Origin of the sequence: Komagataeibacter europaeus LMG 18890 (genome assembly GCF_000285295.1) — a bacterium.
GTDB lineage: Bacteria > Pseudomonadota > Alphaproteobacteria > Acetobacterales > Acetobacteraceae > Komagataeibacter > Komagataeibacter europaeus.
The window spans coordinates 1-14,389 of sequence record NZ_CADP01000075.1; the positions used below are offsets into that span (position 1 = coordinate 1).

The following is a 14,389-nucleotide window of genomic DNA, read 5'->3' on the forward strand; positions in this document are numbered from 1 at the left end:
GTCAGGATCGAACTGGACGCGGCACTGCCCATTTTTGCTGCGACTGCCGCGCGCCATTGGCCGACCGTGGTGGTTGAACTGATATTGTTCCCCGACATTGCCGTGCCCGATATGTAGGACGACATGAGACTGCTGTCGTCGGCCGTCGCGATTTCAGCACCCGCGCTCGGGCCAAAGTTATAATAGGCCCGGGCATCAAGGGCCGTCGGGTTACTGATGCCGCTGTGCTGCAGACTGGTCGCGGCATCCTTGAGATACTGCGCCGCAGCCACCGCCTGCGTCGCCGGGTCCTGCTGGCCTGCCGTGCCGCTGGTGATGGATGAGGCCAGCGAGGGGTCTGCGGCCAGTGCCTCTCCAAGGGTCTGGCTGTAGGTCCCGTTGCTCATCTGGAACGCGCCGGTGATCGTACTGCCGTTTCCGGCCGTGTAGAGGTTCTGGCAGCCGGATTCCACCACGCAGGTCGCGGCAAGCGCTGATGGATTGACGCCCAGCGCCTCGGCGTTCTGGGCTGCCGCATAGCCCCATGACTGCTGGTATAGGGTCTCGAGCGCATCGCTGTCGGACGTGCCTGCTGTCGTTGTCTCGGTGACGGCGCCGCTTCCGCTGGTGGCCTGGGCTGTCCCCGTCGTGTCCGGGGTCCAGCCACCGAGCCCCGGTTCCTGATAGGTTGCGTTGACATGTGTCGGGAGGCCGCCGGGCACGTTTACTGTCTGTGCGTGCCCGATGGGGGGCATGACGAAGCCGCACGTCACAAGGACCACGGTCGCTTGCGCCGTGCGGCGGCATGGAAAGGGGAGCCGGATCACCTTGGCCTCCTGTTGCGAGGCGGACAGGATCGGCCAGCATCATGCGACCTGTGTCAGTACTTCGTACGGCGTTTCGGTTCCGGCCGTGAGCGTGCCCGTTGTGGACACGCTCACGGCATCCGTCCGAGCGCAAATCCCGCTATCAGGACGATGGAGCTGTAGCCCAGGATGCGAAAGGCCGTCTCTAGGTTGTACCGTCTGGTCATGGCCGTGGCCTGGCTCTCGATGGCGCCCCTTAATCCTTTCGTCATATCCGCCGTGATCGTGAGGAGTTTCTTCTCGACCAGTTTTTCGTTGATGGTGCGCAGCGTGTGCACGGCTTCAATCCCGTCGCGCAACTGCTCGCGGATGACCACGGTATCGTCGGCGAGTGCCCTGCGCTGCTGCTCTGCGATCAGCCTGGCTTCCGTGACGGAACGGATCGACGCGCGTCGTGCCTCTATGGCCAGCATGCCAATCTGGTCCAGCGTGACAATCAGCGCGGAGATCACTTCCGCTTCGGGTGCGATCGGGCGGGAAATCCACTGATTGGCAACCCGCCGCAGGTTATCGACGTGCTCGGCAAACGCACGATCCGCGTCTTCGATTTCGTTCGGCGCTGTCATCACACACCAACCCCCATAACTTCTGGCAGGCCTGCGGGCATCCACGGCAGATAATCGGGGCCAAGTGCTGCAAGAAACTTCGGCACGTCGCGCCTCAGCCACCGGCTGACGCGACACCGGTCGAAAAACGAACTTGTCGGAAAGCCGTGGACCGGCCTGTTCGCCGCAAAGTCCATGAAAGACTGCCCTCGGTCCGAGACACGCTTTATCCCGTCAAGCGCAGGAAACACCCCGTAGACAGCCCCGCGGCCAAGTGCGCCCTCGATTGCGGGATATTGGAGGATATGCCGGATTTCCTCTGAAGCATCGACGCGCCCGCTAAGCAGGGCCTCGTTAATGACAATGACGGTGTTCTTGGGAATAAAGCCCCGGTTTGCCTGCAGGTCTTCAAGATAGTCGATATCGGCATGTTCCGAGCCGATCATGAAAACCGTGACAAGATTGATCCCGAGTTCCTCAAGCTGTGCAACGAGCGGGGAGGCCTTTACCAGTTCATGAACCGCCGTCCAGCCGCCACCGATGTCAAGAATCGCGTCGTTCTGGGTTTCCACCAGCTGCTCGATCCTCTGTTCCAGCCAGGCCGCCTGTCCCTTGGCCGTTATGGTCGCAGGTTCCAGGACGTAATCACCCAGAGAGGCGATAGTATTGGACTTGTTGAGTGAATCCGTATTCCAGATTTCCGGGTGGCCTCCCTGCTGCTGGGTCAGTTCCGTGAGGACCTTGAGGAATGTCGTTTTTCCAACCCTCTGGCGTCCGATTGCCATCATGAGGGTCGGTTGCGCCTTTACGGTCTCTTTCGCTGCGGTCTTCGGTTCGCGTGCCGTCATGTTTCATTCCTGATGAAAGCCGGGTTCCTGCAACCGTCGCCGGTTTTCCAGATCCCGAATGATCTCTTCGGCCCGTGCGCGACCCCGGCGACGGATTTCTTCCTCGTCCAGGTCTGCTACTGACGCCTCGGGAATGGTCGTTGGTAATGATGCGACCTGGGATGGCTTTTTTTGGAGGGAAGCAATTTCTGCCGGCACGGCTGCTTCGGCAAGAGATAGGCTTCCGTGTTTCCCGTCAATGATATCGGGTTTCCAGTCTTTAGACTGTCGACTGGGCAGGAGCTGCTTCTGGTTTTTTCGGACGATATCGTGGGATCGCCCGGCATGGGCACGCCGGACTCGAGCCCATGTCTTGGCGGCCGTCTTGCGGGTGATTTCCTTGTTCTCGACCGTTCCGGTTATCCCATCCTCGTGTGCGATCTCGATGAAGATATCCCAAGCGCGGATTGTCTGACGCGCTTCCGAGATGTCCTCGAAATTCTCCATCATCCAGCGGTAAAGTGGCGAGACTTTCTGTCCTTGCCGACCACGAATTTTTTCTCCGGCCACGCGTCGGATGAAACGGTTTCCGCCTGTCTGTGAGTCCATTTCCGTCACGTCGTTTCTCCTGCAGGCCGTGTCAGTGGCTGTACCGGTGTGAGGTAATCGCTGCGTGGACGTCGGGTGGCGCATTTTTGGTCCCGGTACGAACCCTTTATGAACCCCCACTGGACCCATTTCAACGACGTCTTGGCACCTGCCCGGGGTGGGACCGGTACCACCTTTGGAACCGGGTCGGACCCGGCCTGATAGAGGCTCTTCATACACCATTGCACCGTTGGTGCGGGACGTTCCGTAGCGACGATCTGAGGCCGAAAAAAAGATATAAAGTAATCTTTGCGCCCTTGGGGTGAGTATAGCGATCTGATAGAATAAACCGCTTTGTGGAAAGGGAGAGGTGTTCATGCGTCCGTCTGAAGCCGTTGCCCTGCATCGTCACTCCATCATTGGACTGGCCCGGCAATGGAAACTCGATAATCCCCGGGTCTTTGGCTCCGTTGTGCATGGCCTGGATCGGGATGGAAGTGATCTGGACCTGCTGGTTGATGCACCCGAGGGAATCACCCTTTTTGACCTGGGCGGACTGCAAAGCGATCTCGATCGTGTTGTCATGATGACTCTCCAGGGATGTTTCTTGTTGAAGCGTGGGACAGGCTGACAAGCCAGATACGTTGCGTTCCGACCTGCGCGAGGCGTCCCTTCAACTGGCCGCGCCGCAGCCAACCATAAACGGTCTGCCTATGTACGCCGAGACGTTCACAGAGCTCCTGCAGTGTCACCTCGTCGTCGTTGAGGCGCGGAATATGTCCGGACCAGACAGGGCGCTTCTTTCCGAGCCCTTTCCTCACCAGGAGCTTTTGAACGATCAAGGCATCGAACGCCTGTTTTTTCGGCGGCAGCCAGCCTTTTGCATTCAGGTCGTCTGCGATGCTCCGGGCCGTGGCGCCCTGGTTTCGCAATTCGGCGATACGGGCAAGGATTTCGTCGAAATGTTCAAGTTGTTCGAAACGTCTGACAGGACGGATGATCGGATGTGTGGTGACGACTTTGCCAGCCCAATGACACGTGACTTCAGCCCGCTCCGTCTCCCCGAATACGCGAACAATGACGCGATCGAGCATCATGCGCGCGATCGTCTGCCGGTCCTGCGGTGTGGTGGTTGACGCCGCCCACAAGGACGGAACGTTGTTCGCCAAGGCCCGGACCGCGTCCTTTTCCTGATCCGTCAGTCGTTCGGATTGTTGCGCCGAGGCGCGTCGATGATCGTCGGCCAGGCTCTGCGCGGTGACCATTGCTGTCTCCCAGTCCCGCTCCAGGGTGCGAGCGACAAGGCGGTTGGCGGGATCGACAGCTTCATAACGTCGGCGCGCGAGCGTTGCCTCATACTCCGCCCGCTCCAGTTTCTGCTTCCACCCCTCATGAAACTGTCGCCGCTCAAGTTCGATATCCTCCGCGACCTGGAGACTGACTTCGAGCGCCGATGGGGACAGGGCTGTGAGCAGTGCCGTGCTCACACAGATATCAACAGGGCGCGCGCTGATCGACTGGCAACGGGCACCCCCGTATGTGATCGCTTCGACACTGCAGACATAGCGCGCCTCGCGGCCATCATCGTTGTAGGTGGTGAACATTCTGCGTCCGCAGATGCCGCAGGAGACGAGGCCGCCAACGAGTGCCGCGCCCCCACGCGGAACACCCGAATGTCTCGTACGATTGACCGCCATCTGCTCCTGGTTCCGCTCGAAGGTTTGCCAATCAATATAGGAGGGGAAAGCATTGTGCCGCAGCACCGTCCAGTTCTGCGGCTCTCGAATGAAACGGCGGCCGCTGTGAGGCTTTCCGGGCAATCGGAGGCGTCCATCATGGTGACGCCGGCCATAAACATACGCACCCGCATAACCTGGATGACGGAGCATGTCGCTGAGTGTCGCGCGATTGGGTCTGTGCCAACAGACATCGCCTTTCTCCGGACCGCTGCGTATGCGATCGGGGAGAGGAATGTCATGATCAACGAGATACCGCAAAACGCCGCTGACGGAGCGGCGTCGCTCGAAAAGATCGAAAACCATGCGTATGACCCGTTGCACGCTCTCGTCCGGGTCGATTGCGACGTCCCCCGATGGTTTCAGCACATAGCCGCGCGGCAGGCCCAAAACGAGTTCGCCGCGGCGCGCCTTGGCTGTGCGTCCTTCATGCATACGGCCTTTGAGAATATGAAGTTCGGCCTCACTCATCGTGCCTTTGAGGCCGAGCAGCAGACGATCATTGTAGGTGCTGGGATCATAGATGCCGTCCGCATCGCCGATCAATGTATCGAACAGCGCACACATTTCCAGGAGTTGATGCCAATCCCTGCACGAGCGGGCCAGCCGGGAAACCTCGATCCCGATCACCATACCCACATGACCCAGACCGACTTCGGCGACCAGACGCTGGAAACCGGGACGATCGATTGCCGACGACCCGGAACGGCCCAAATCATCATCGATAACAGTCACCTGGTCGCGGCTCCAGCCCAGATGGCACGCACGATCGGCCAGGGCGTATTGAAGGCGCGTCGATTCACGGTTGTGTTCGACCTGGCGTATGGTCGACTGCCGGATATAGACGATCGCCTGACGATGACAGTGGCGCGCGCGGATCTTTTCCGGGAGCGTGATGCCGATCGTGTGCGGTGCCGCTTTCATGATTGCCCTCCCGATCCGCTGCGAGGCGGCGTTGAATCAGGCCGCTGATCGTGGCGACAAGCCGCCTGCGTCGCTCTCGCGGCAAATCCGTCCACCGGATCGGCTCTAGATTCTGGCTCGTCATGTCTCGCCATCCATTGGGCCAGCACAATCAGCGCTTTGTGACCAACATACGGCATCAACGGAACCTCACATACAGAGGTTCCCTGGCAATGCTTCTTCGAAGATCTTCTGGGACTAGCAGTTGATCTCCGGACGCCCGAAGATCTGCCCTTAGCCTTCCGGGATGAGGTTCTGTCTGAAGCGCGTGCCTTGTGAGTCGTCATTTTCGTTTGACTGACTATCTGGGACATATGCACGAGGCAGCGACCGACGCCCGCTCCTTCGTGCAAGGCATGGCGGTCGAAGATTTTCTGAAGGATCGCAGGACCCAGCAGGCCGTTGTCATGAGCCTGCTTATCCTTGGGGAAGCGACGACCAAAGTTATGGCTGCCTACCCGGATGACGTAGCGCGTTATCCGCATATTCCGTGGAGGCAAATGCGCGGAATGCGGAACCGGATCGCGCACGGCTATTTCGAGATCAATTATGGGATTGTTTGGCGTACGGTAGAAGAGGCTTTGCCTGCCCTGATCGCTCAATTGGAGCATCTCCTGCAGAGATCATCCTGAGGATTTCATTTTGAGGGCAGGACGGTGGGCTATCTGATGAACGGCTTCGGCCGTTACGTCCGGTCCCACTAAGCGGTGTCCTCAGTCCAATATGACCTACCTGTATCATGTCAGGGCGCTGACCCGTAATCGATGCAGCCTGCGTGTCAGTCCGGGGATAAAGCAAATGTGTGACTGCATGCGATCGTAATGCGTCCTGGAACCGCAATCGTAAATTCGCGATATTTTCCAATGGTCCTCAATCAAGGATCGATCATAGGAGCGTAGTCGCCAGACCGACCTGGGGCCCCGCTTCGGCAAGACGACGATCCAGGGTACATAATGTCGCGCCATGATCCGCACAAACTGCCAGATGGAGGGCGGCTCCGGCACGCAGACCCAGAGCATACTGATCGGAAAATCTTGCCGCCGTCCGGAAGTTCTGACTGGTCACAGGCATGACACCAAAGCTTTCTGTGCGAAGACGGGTGAACATGGCCAGGCTGTTTGCTCGATCTGTGACGGTAATCTGGCCCATGCGAAGCTTGATCGACAGGGCTGAAGAAAACTCGGTGACAACCCAGTCACTGATGGAAAGATCTTCAGGTGCCTGGGCGCCAAGCCAGTCCTGCATCCGGGTTGTCTCTTCCTCATTGGTCAGAGCCGCCACAAGAACCGATGTATCGAGATAAAGACTCAATACCTTGCCTCATCACGCATCGCGCGAACAGTTTCTGCAGCAGGTTCCCTTTGCGGCGTCATAATGCTGGTAAGTGAACGAAGAGCACTCACTGCAATGGGTTTACGTACTGGCTCCGCCTTGACGAGTTGTGCGACGACCTTGCCGCGACGAAGAATACGAACGGACTCTCCTTCCTTCGCCAGATCAACCAGACGACTGAGATGGGCTTTGGCTTCCACCAGGTTGACAGTCTGCATTTCGGGCTCCGAACCATTAAACTGGTCACTTTATAGCGAAAAAATGTCGCCCTACCAAACGGAATATGCGTCTGACAATGAGAGCGATGCTCGCGGAATTCAGACGAGCAGGATGATGCTTTCCTATACGCCTGGTGGGATGCCGACCCCGTTTACAAGTCCAATCCCACGTTTCTGGCAACTCTTCGTCTCGCCCGTGCTCTGGAGATTAGCCCGGCGGCTTTGGTGGAGCTGGAAGAATAGCACGCCGGCTGCCGAGAATCTGAATCTTATCCGGACAACAAGCTCTGTTCACGTAATAAGACATGGTGATCATCGTTGACCACGTTGGGCATGGCTTCCCCATCTTTTTGGCAGGGGAAGCATTGGGTTGTCGATGTAGCAAGTGACATCTTATAACTGCTGCCTAAACACGACGTTCAGACAGAGCCATTACCGCGTGAAAGTCGCGGAGAATCAGTTCGTCGGACAAACCCGTGGTATCACCTTGGTGGCGTCGACAAGTGCGGGATCCGTCTGGTTGCGGCACGTGCAGGTCGCAACCCGAGAGCGCATGTTGATTTGCTGTTCCGGCCTGCGCAAATGTCACCTTTTGCGCAGGCGCGGGCGATGAAGGATGCCTCGGGCAGAAGAAAATCAGTAAAGTCGCGTGATGCCACGTCACACTTCCCTCGGTCCTCACATGGGAAACGATGATAATGCGCGAGGCAGACAGAAGGCAAAGCAGATCCCTAGTCCAGGACGACGACCTGTGGGAACGGCTGCGGGCGATTGAGGACAAGTTGTCACTGATCATTGAAATCCTCTCGCCGGAAGATTCCGACGGGCCCACGCTTGATGAAATTCTCGGCCGATTGGTGACCTTGATCGCAGCCCAGAACCCGATGCTCAGACGTATTGATCTTACAACCGGCAGGTTGCTCGACATTCAGGAGGGGAGGACGCCCCGCTCCGCCCGGCGCGACGATGAGGATGGAGCAGATGCCTGATGATGACGTTCCGGAAAATCTCAGCTGAGAGCAGTGGTCGGCTGATTACTGCCTATTTCACACAGGAACTGCCAGATCCGGAGCACGACTTCCGTACCCAGCCCGGAAAAGTGCCTGACGCGGATGGTGGCCGACTGACCAGCTATTACACCGGTCGCGACGGGCGGGCCTCGTGGCGACCGGACATGCAGCCCAAGATCGCGGCGGCTCTTGGCATTGATCCGAAGACACCACCGAAGAACGCGCAACTCAATCGCCTGTTTGAAGCAAAGAGGGCCGATAATGGCGAAGACTGGTCAAGGAACGCCCGCAAGATCAGTGCCTATGATCTGACCCTGGCGCCACACAAATCGGTGACTCTCGCGGCCGAGTTCGCGCCGACCGAGGCCGAGAGGGCAACCATCTGGCACGCTATTGATCGGGCAAACGACGCCACCATGCTCTATGTCGCGCGGGAAATCGGCTTCGCGCGGCGCGGTCATGGGGGCGAAGATGGTGCCGACCCGGGCGAGGTCACCTGGGTGTCATTCCGGCATGATACCGCGCGCCCGACGGTCGAGGCGCGTGACGCGCGGACAGGCCAGACCTATTTGATCGATACGCCAGCAGGCGGCGATCCCCATGCCCATATCCATAACGCCCTGTTCAATGTCGTGGTCACGGAAAAGGGGCATGTGGGGTCGCTTGACACGAAGCGGCTGCGATCGCGCGTTCATGAATTCGGGGCATATTTTCAGGCGCAGCTCGCTGATGAACTGCGCCGGATCGGCATTGCCCAGCGATACGACGCGAACGAGCAGGCGACGGTCATCTCGGCCGTGCCGCCGGATATATCGGATTTCTTCAGCAAGGGACGACGGAACGTCATCAGGGCGGCCAAGGAGTACGCCGCGGCGGAAGGAGCGGACTGGGCGCATATGCCGATCAAACGCAAGCGCCGCATCCTGTCCATGGCCGGCCTGGCAGCCCGGCTGGACAAGAACGAAGGCACAAGCGACCATGAGATATGGCGAGAACAGGCCAGGCGTCTTGGCTGGGAGGAAAAAAGTCTGCTTGGCGCGCCAGTAGCGCCTGCGGGCACCAGGGAACAGCGATACGATATTGCCTGCCGTTTCGCTGTGCGCCATCTCGCGAGGGAGTTTGAAACAGCCGCCGTGATCGATCACGACAAGCTCAGAACGTATGCGGCCCGGGGTCTGATCGGCACCGGTATCGAAGGCGGCGTGAAGGACATTGATCATGTCGTGGCCCTTATTGAACAGCGTGGTCTTGAACTCGGCGGGGAACGGGTCTCGCTGATTCAGGAAATGCGCGGCGACAGGCTGAGGGTGACGAATTCCGCGCAGATCGTCATTGAAGAAAACCTCGCGATTCAGGCGGCTCGTGCTTCAGGAGACCGAAGCGGGGCGCTGTCGGACCGCCAGATCACAGAAGCGATCGGACGATCGCCGCTCGACTTCGCAAGCGAACATGGAAAGACGCAGAAGGCTGCGATTTACGCTCTCGGCCGGGGCGGTGCGCTCTCCATGCTCACCGGCGTCGCGGGCTCCGGGAAAACGGCCCTCCTGTCTCCGCTGGTCGATGCGTGGAAACATGATACGCGTTATGACAAGAACGGTCGCAGGGTTCTCGGAATTGCCAATGCCTGGCGTCAGGCGGACGCATTACGTGAGGCTGGCATCTTTGACACGAGCGCGATGCTGCCTTTCCTGGCGCGGCTGGAGCGCGGTGACGTCGATGTGGACCGGAATACGGTGCTGGTGATTGACGAGGTCGGCCAGGTCGGTCCACGCCAGATGCTTCGTCTGTTACAGTTGCAGCGCGATACCGGCTGCACGATCAAGGCGCTGGGTGACCATGAGCAGGCGCAGAATATCGAGGCTGGGGACTCCATCGAGATGCTGCGTCGGGTCCTGGACCCGGAAGACATGCCGGAGCTTCTGTCCAGTGTCCGGCAGCTATCAGCGAGAAATCGCCAGATTGCTGATTTGTTTCGTGGCGCGGAGCCCGAAGAGAGCGATCTGGAAGCCCACGAGTTCAGGGGGGCTGCGGCCAACGCGCATACGGACGAGGAAAATGATGACGACGTCCGTAACAGGTTTCATCTGAAGGAAGTGCGGGATGCGATCGATATGAAACGGGCGGATGGCACGATCCGTCTGGTCGGCGGCGATCATGAGGAAGTCCTGCAGGATATTGCCCGACTGTATGTCACGCGTCGCGATGCACTGGTGGCCGAGGGGGCCGGGCCGCAGCGAGGCCGGGCCAAGACGATCAGCATGTCGGCGCTGACCAATCAGGATGCTGCCGATCTGAGTCGTGCAGTCCGTAAAATCCTGCAGGAGCGCGGCGAGATCTCGACGCATGAAATCACCGTGCAGGCTATTGATCAGCGCGGCGAAACCTATGATCTCGCGATCGCTACGGGCGACCGGCTTCGGCTGTATCGTCGGACATGGGGCAGCGTGGATGGAAAGGGCGGCACAGTCGGAAATAACGGCGATGTGGTGGAAGTTCTGGCCCATGGCGATGCGGGGCTTCGCGTCCGCACGAAGGACGGGCTTGTTGCTGATGTTGAATGGCGGCGGTTTCGTGATGCGAAGACTGGTCGGGTAATGCTGGGGTTCGGACATGCCATGACGATTGATGCTGCACAGGGGCTTACTTCAGATGAGCACATCAACGCCCTGCCGCGCGGCACGGAACTGGCGACGGGATTTACCTCATACGTCGCCGAAAGCCGGGCGCGTGGCACAACATGGACCATGATCTCCGATGGCGCGACGTTTGAGGCGGTCCGGAACCAGAGGGCGCTCGGGGATATGACGCCCATCACCAGTGACGATCTGTGGAATCACGTGGCAAAGAAAATGGCGCATAAACCATATAAATCATTGGGCACGGATCTGGTTGCCCGAACCCGCAAGGCCCGGGATGCGAGGATTCGCGAACTGATCGCGCTTGGGCGCACGCAGGAGACACTGATGAAGTCAGGTCGCCCATATGGCAGGGAGATTATTCTGAAGACCCAGGCGCGGCAGGCCGAGCGCTTGCATAAGGCGCGTCTAGCCGAGATCGACGCCAGGTTGCAGGTCATGATCAGGAACGCACCAGCGGTCATGACGGGTGCGGAGCAGATGCTTCGGAGCCAACGGGCCGCTCAGGTGCTGGGCAGGCGTCCCCATGTGCCATATGCGTCGCCAGGCGCCGCCAGCTAGAGCGTCCGGCTTTCTGCTGTTCTCACCCGGATTTGGATCCTGCCGACCGTGTGCCATACCGCGACAACATCTCAGATCTGACGCACGCTTTGGTCATTTGCGCAACGAAGTCGGCTGGGTATCGTTAGGCAGGCGGGGAGCAGCAGATAGCAGGCCAATGATGGATGATGTGTCTTTCCGGGGAGATCCTGATCCGTTCGACTGTTGGTTGAAGAACGAATTGCGTGTTCGGTTCAATGATGTTGTGCGTGAAACGATCCCTGAAAGTCTTCTGCGCATTATTGGCGCGACTGAAGCTTCCGGGCATGTTCACGCCTTAAGACATTCCTGGACCGAGGAGGAAGCTGTGTCTGAATGTTTTTCTGACACCGGCTCCAGATGATCTCGTGTTGCAGATATGGCGTCTTGATGCTGGGTGGGCAACAGGTAACAGGATTGCGGTTGAAAGCAAGAAGTGTTGACGGTCAGATAAAATACAGATGAGCGGGCACAGGATCCTATAGATATCTGCTCAAGAGCATACCTGTTCTGCAAGCTGCCAGATCTACGAAAACATCAGGGACTATTCCCAATAGCGGTGTTATATACAGGGCCACATTTTTTTCGTCTGTTTAGGTGATGGACAATGCCCGAAGAACAACAAAGACAGCTGGCGCTGACCGTGGAAATCATAACCGCTTATGTATCGGGAAATAAAATATCGTCGGATGAACTTATCAGGCTGATTGGGGCTGTTTACAATTCATTGTCCGTCTCGACTGCTTTGGGAGTGAAAGAACAGAGACCTGCCGTTCCCATCAAGCGGTCCGTATTTCCAGATTATATCATATGCCTTGAAGATGGGAAAAAGCTGAAAATGCTCAAACGGCATCTGCAGGCGTCCTATGGCATGACGCCTGAAGAATATCGGCGGAAATGGGGACTTCCGTCTCATTACCCTATGGTCGCTCCTAATTACACAATACGCAGATCGGAACTTGCACGAGAGATTGGACTGGGGCGGGATATAACGTCCACTGCCACCAAATCTGGTGATGAGGGCACGACAGAACCTGCATTGTCTGATAGGCCGCAAGGAAGGCGCCGGGGTGGAAAGAAGGCGGTCCACTAAAAGCGGAACGCGCCATCGGACCGGGCGGCGCGGCGATCTCTTGGCTCAGAACCGCAGCAATATACGAAGGTAGAACTTCTTCGCTACGCAGTAGGGTACCGACTGCGGCTGCTCCTGTTTGACCGGACCATGATCCCGTTCGGGGCGTTACGTCGATAAATCCGGACGAAAGATGCCTTTTGTACAATCCAGGTTGCGGATCACGATCCTAAGCCCTTGGGTTATATACCTTGTAGAAGAATTCAGTTCTCAGTGAAAATCCACAGGCGATGACTACAAAGTTGTGCTCTCACGAGGGCAGTCTGCCTTTTCCGCTCTGAAAATCCTTTTGCGGATCCCATGTCTGATAACGGACAACTTTCTATTTATCACGGGGGGGGGCATGCGTAATCATTCAGAGAATGAACGTCTCAGCGCCTCAGAGATAGCGTTCCAAAGTTTGAACTTTTCGATCATGGGATATTCTTTCTGAATCTTGCCGCTGGGTATGAAACGAGTATCCCGTAATGACCTGATGATGCGGTCGGCATCCATATCCGGCATTTCAACAAGTTCCTTGAGTGCCTGCCGGGCATTATGGTGCGACCGGAGATATATGGCTTCCTCTTTCATGTGGTGCTTGATGGTCATCTCTAGCGCAGCGCTGAGATAGATAACGTGGGGGGCGAAATTGATATAGCGCCAGGCCGGTCTCGCCAGATCGTGGTTCGAGAAGTCGAGATTGGATTTTATCCCATCAGGATAGGTCTTCATGTCACGATCGAAAGAGACATGATCCGTGATCTGTCTCATCAGGGGTTTTGAAACCCTGTCTAGAATCTGGTCGTAGTTTCGCCTGCTCGTCGGGTCTCCAATGATGGTAGCTGAGATGGGAAGGATGATCTGGTCAGGGATGGCGCCATCCCGTCTGAGAACGTCATTTATCAGGAATCGGTGGACACGGCCGTTCCCGTCAGAAAGAGGATGGATGTAGACGAACCCGAAGGCGGCCACGGCGCTACGCATGACAGAAGACTGTCCTTCAGTCCTGTCGAGGAAAATTTTTAATCCTTCAAGCATTTCCGCTACGTCTTCTGCGGGAGGCGCGAGGTAATGAACAACATTCTCGTACCTCATCGTGTATTCTCCAACGAATACCGGTGACAGGCGCAAGCCAAAATGCTCGGTTATTGTGACATCACCGAGAATGTTGCGTTGTAATTCGGCAAGGTCAGTATCTGTCAGCGGGACTGCCCCATGCCCGGTTCTCGTGGCGAGTACGTGGCTGAAGCGCTGGATCCGGTCAAGTTGATGCTCCTCGCCTTCAATGGTAAAACTTGCCTTGCTTTCACGATTTGTCAGCCACACTGCGGCCCGGGCAAGCATGCTCTCGCCGAATTCCTGCACCAGTTCATCATAGCCGGCAGATACGTCCATCTCCGCAGCCATTTTGAGTTGACTGGAAAGCGGGATAAAGGGACAAAAAAAGGGATTCCCGGGCATGTTGTCACGGATGCGCCATCTGCTGACGTTGCTCATCTTGTCTGGAGAAGCTGTTACCTGAAAAGATGCGTCCAGTGCGGGGACGTAGTTGCCACCAAGGTCGACTGGCGGCACAAGCATTTGTCCTGTGACGAATTCGTAGAGAAACGATGCCCGTCTGGCATATTGTCCGGTCGGTGCACTGTTTATCCACTCCTGGACAAAACTTGGTCCGGCCTTCGCAAAGACGCGCGCCAGCAACTCAAGGCTGGTGGGTTCGTGTCGCAGATGAAACTGCAGATGCGCGGCTGCGGTGTCGGCCGGACGCATGTTTTCGGGATACGTCTCGATGCTGTATAAATTATGATGACTGCTCGACCGGCGACTTCCAAGCTGGCTTTTGACAGCCAGTCCGCCGAATGGCTCTGCATCATATTTCAGCGCAAGCCACATGCCGCCGATCGGGTCTGCCATTGGAATTAAATTCCTGCTGAGTTGTCCAAAACCGTTTATTGATGCTTAAAATTGCATATAAACGGTGTCTTGTGTAAAAAAA

The 14,389-nt window shown here is 57.5% G+C and carries 14 protein-coding genes; 6 read left to right on the top strand and 8 right to left on the bottom strand.

The window, feature by feature from the left end; translation table 11 throughout:
• From GEU01_RS23005 to GEU01_RS15875, 4 genes are all read right to left on the bottom strand, one after another.
• A partial coding sequence (locus GEU01_RS23005) for a hypothetical protein (RefSeq protein WP_019086854.1) occupies positions 1-806 on the bottom strand: 806 nt, incomplete at its 3' end.
• 110 nt (positions 807-916) lie between these two features.
• Positions 917-1,411 carry a hypothetical protein gene (locus tag GEU01_RS15865; RefSeq protein WP_019086855.1) on the bottom strand — a complete coding sequence of 165 codons (495 nt, stop codon included), beginning with the start codon at positions 1,409-1,411 and terminating at the stop codon, positions 917-919.
• Complete coding sequence (locus tag GEU01_RS15870; RefSeq protein ID WP_010518286.1) at positions 1,411-2,238, bottom strand: FAD-binding oxidoreductase; 828 nt, start codon at positions 2,236-2,238, stop codon at positions 1,411-1,413. The genes GEU01_RS15865 and GEU01_RS15870 overlap by 1 nt, the downstream gene beginning before the upstream one ends.
• A 3-nt stretch (positions 2,239-2,241) precedes the next feature.
• The gene (locus tag GEU01_RS15875) at positions 2,242-2,826 is read right to left on the bottom strand and encodes a hypothetical protein (protein ID WP_010518283.1); all 585 of its coding nucleotides are present in this window, start codon (positions 2,824-2,826) and stop codon (positions 2,242-2,244) included.
• A 355-nt stretch (positions 2,827-3,181) separates the two neighbouring features.
• Between GEU01_RS15875 and GEU01_RS27455 the strand changes: the two genes are divergently transcribed.
• The gene (locus GEU01_RS27455) at positions 3,182-3,436 is read left to right on the top strand and encodes a nucleotidyltransferase family protein (RefSeq protein WP_081499994.1); all 255 of its coding nucleotides are present in this window, start codon (positions 3,182-3,184) and stop codon (positions 3,434-3,436) included.
• On the opposite strand, the gene GEU01_RS15885 is transcribed toward GEU01_RS27455, so the two are convergent.
• Positions 3,387-5,465, bottom strand: coding sequence for a recombinase family protein (locus tag GEU01_RS15885; protein ID WP_026018795.1), 2,079 nt, complete (start codon positions 5,463-5,465; stop codon positions 3,387-3,389). The two genes, GEU01_RS27455 and GEU01_RS15885, sit on opposite strands and share 50 nt — an antisense overlap.
• 332 nt (positions 5,466-5,797) lie before the next feature.
• Between GEU01_RS15885 and GEU01_RS15890 the strand changes: the two genes are divergently transcribed.
• Positions 5,798-6,136, top strand: a complete 339-nt coding sequence (locus GEU01_RS15890; RefSeq protein ID WP_026018796.1) for a HepT-like ribonuclease domain-containing protein — start codon at positions 5,798-5,800, stop codon at positions 6,134-6,136.
• 253 nt (positions 6,137-6,389) lie between these two features.
• Here GEU01_RS15890 and GEU01_RS15895 read toward each other — a convergent pair whose 3' ends face one another.
• Together GEU01_RS15895 and GEU01_RS24605 are read right to left on the bottom strand one after the other, a co-directional pair.
• Complete coding sequence (locus GEU01_RS15895) at positions 6,390-6,815, bottom strand: type II toxin-antitoxin system VapC family toxin (protein WP_019086860.1); 426 nt, start codon at positions 6,813-6,815, stop codon at positions 6,390-6,392.
• Positions 6,812-7,054: a type II toxin-antitoxin system Phd/YefM family antitoxin gene (locus tag GEU01_RS24605; protein WP_010518306.1), complete on the bottom strand. Its 243-nt coding sequence runs from the start codon at positions 7,052-7,054 to the stop codon at positions 6,812-6,814. Before GEU01_RS24605 ends, GEU01_RS15895 begins: the two co-directional genes overlap by 4 nt.
• Positions 7,055-7,746: 692 nt before the next feature.
• Here GEU01_RS24605 and GEU01_RS15905 point away from each other — a divergent pair.
• The 4 genes from GEU01_RS15905 to GEU01_RS24615 all read left to right on the top strand — a co-directional run bounded on the left by GEU01_RS15905 (position 7,747) and on the right by GEU01_RS24615 (position 12,372).
• A complete protein-coding gene (locus GEU01_RS15905; RefSeq protein WP_019086862.1) occupies positions 7,747-8,043 on the top strand; it encodes a hypothetical protein in 297 nt (98 codons plus the stop codon).
• On the top strand, positions 8,043-11,261 hold the full coding sequence (gene mobF / locus GEU01_RS15910) for a MobF family relaxase (RefSeq protein ID WP_019086863.1): 3,219 nt from the start codon (positions 8,043-8,045) through the stop codon (positions 11,259-11,261). Before GEU01_RS15905 ends, mobF begins: the two co-directional genes overlap by 1 nt.
• A gap of 157 nt (positions 11,262-11,418) precedes the next feature.
• Positions 11,419-11,643: a hypothetical protein gene (locus tag GEU01_RS25840; protein WP_157212873.1), complete on the top strand. Its 225-nt coding sequence runs from the start codon at positions 11,419-11,421 to the stop codon at positions 11,641-11,643.
• A gap of 243 nt (positions 11,644-11,886) precedes the next feature.
• Positions 11,887-12,372, top strand: a complete 486-nt coding sequence (locus GEU01_RS24615; RefSeq protein ID WP_081499995.1) for a MucR family transcriptional regulator — start codon at positions 11,887-11,889, stop codon at positions 12,370-12,372.
• A gap of 390 nt (positions 12,373-12,762) precedes the next feature.
• Here GEU01_RS24615 and GEU01_RS15915 read toward each other — a convergent pair whose 3' ends face one another.
• Complete coding sequence (locus GEU01_RS15915) at positions 12,763-14,307, bottom strand: Fic family protein (RefSeq protein ID WP_019086864.1); 1,545 nt, start codon at positions 14,305-14,307, stop codon at positions 12,763-12,765.
• Positions 14,308-14,389 lie beyond the last annotated feature (82 nt).

Bases quoted from the DNA above. Each gene is read 5' to 3' on its own strand.
- GEU01_RS15865 (WP_019086855.1), bottom strand. From the start codon at position 1,411: ATGACAGCGCCGAACGAAATCGAAGACGCGGATCGTGCGTTTGCCGAG.
- GEU01_RS15870 (WP_010518286.1), bottom strand. From the start codon at position 2,238: ATGACGGCACGCGAACCGAAGACCGCAGCGAAAGAGACCGTAAAGGCG.
- GEU01_RS15875 (WP_010518283.1), bottom strand. From the start codon at position 2,826: ATGGACTCACAGACAGGCGGAAACCGTTTCATCCGACGCGTGGCCGGA.
- GEU01_RS27455 (WP_081499994.1), top strand. From the start codon at position 3,182: ATGCGTCCGTCTGAAGCCGTTGCCCTGCATCGTCACTCCATCATTGGA.
- GEU01_RS15885 (WP_026018795.1), bottom strand. From the start codon at position 5,465: ATGAAAGCGGCACCGCACACGATCGGCATCACGCTCCCGGAAAAGATC.
- GEU01_RS24605 (WP_010518306.1), bottom strand. From the start codon at position 7,054: ATGCAGACTGTCAACCTGGTGGAAGCCAAAGCCCATCTCAGTCGTCTG.
- GEU01_RS15905 (WP_019086862.1), top strand. From the start codon at position 7,747: ATGATAATGCGCGAGGCAGACAGAAGGCAAAGCAGATCCCTAGTCCAG.
- mobF (WP_019086863.1), top strand. From the start codon at position 8,043: ATGATGACGTTCCGGAAAATCTCAGCTGAGAGCAGTGGTCGGCTGATT.
- GEU01_RS25840 (WP_157212873.1), top strand. From the start codon at position 11,419: ATGATGGATGATGTGTCTTTCCGGGGAGATCCTGATCCGTTCGACTGT.
- GEU01_RS24615 (WP_081499995.1), top strand. From the start codon at position 11,887: ATGCCCGAAGAACAACAAAGACAGCTGGCGCTGACCGTGGAAATCATA.
- GEU01_RS15915 (WP_019086864.1), bottom strand. From the start codon at position 14,307: ATGGCAGACCCGATCGGCGGCATGTGGCTTGCGCTGAAATATGATGCA.